General features: G+C 68.9%; 2 protein-coding genes. Both read right to left on the minus strand.

Annotation, left to right across the window (positions count from 1 at the left end; genetic code table 11):
• Window positions 1-291: IS3 family transposase (locus QWY29_RS19745; protein ID WP_300962946.1), on the minus strand; the 291-nt coding region annotated here is incomplete at its 3' end.
• 8 nt (window positions 292-299) lie between these two features.
• Window positions 300-587: a transposase gene (locus QWY29_RS19750; RefSeq protein ID WP_300962947.1), complete on the minus strand. Its 288-nt coding sequence runs from the start codon at window positions 585-587 to the stop codon at window positions 300-302.
• Window positions 588-652 lie beyond the last annotated feature (65 nt).

Raw genomic sequence — 652 nt, forward strand, 5'->3', positions numbered from 1 at the left:
CCGGCGCCGGTGCACGCCCTGCACGCCGGTGTGGCGCATCAGCCGCTCCACCCGCCCACGGCTGACCGCGATGCCCTTGCCCAACACCAGCTCGGCATGCACGCGGCGGTGGCCGTAGGTGCCGTACGAGGCGGCGTGGACCTGGCGGATGGTCTCCATCAGGTGCGCCTGCTCCCACGCCCGCGCACTGGCGGGCCGACGGCGCCACTCGTAGTAGCCCGACGTCGAGACGTTCAGGACCCGGCAGGTCACCGCGACGGGAACCCCGTCCGCGGCGAGCTCACAGACCACCGGGAACACTATTTTGGGAGGACGTTCTCCCGGGCGAAGTAGGCGCTGGCCCGCTTGAGGATCTCGACTTCCATCTCCAGCACCCGCTTGTCACGACGGAGCTGGACCAGCTCGGCCCGCTCATCAGAGGTCAAGCCCTCTTGGACGCCTTCGTCGACGTCGGCCTGCTTCATCCACCGCCGCAGACCGGACTCGGCGATGCCGAGATCCTTCGCGATCTGCGCGATCGGCTTCTCCCGCAGCCGGGCCAGCTCCACGGCTCGACGACGGAACTCAGGACTCTTCGGTGCCGGCATACGCACTCCTCTCGGACGACCATCGTCGCCTCACTCAAGGTGTCCGGGCTACCGGGGGCACTTCA

The organism is Nocardioides abyssi (assembly GCF_030412915.1).
GTDB lineage: Bacteria > Actinomycetota > Actinomycetes > Propionibacteriales > Nocardioidaceae > Nocardioides > Nocardioides abyssi.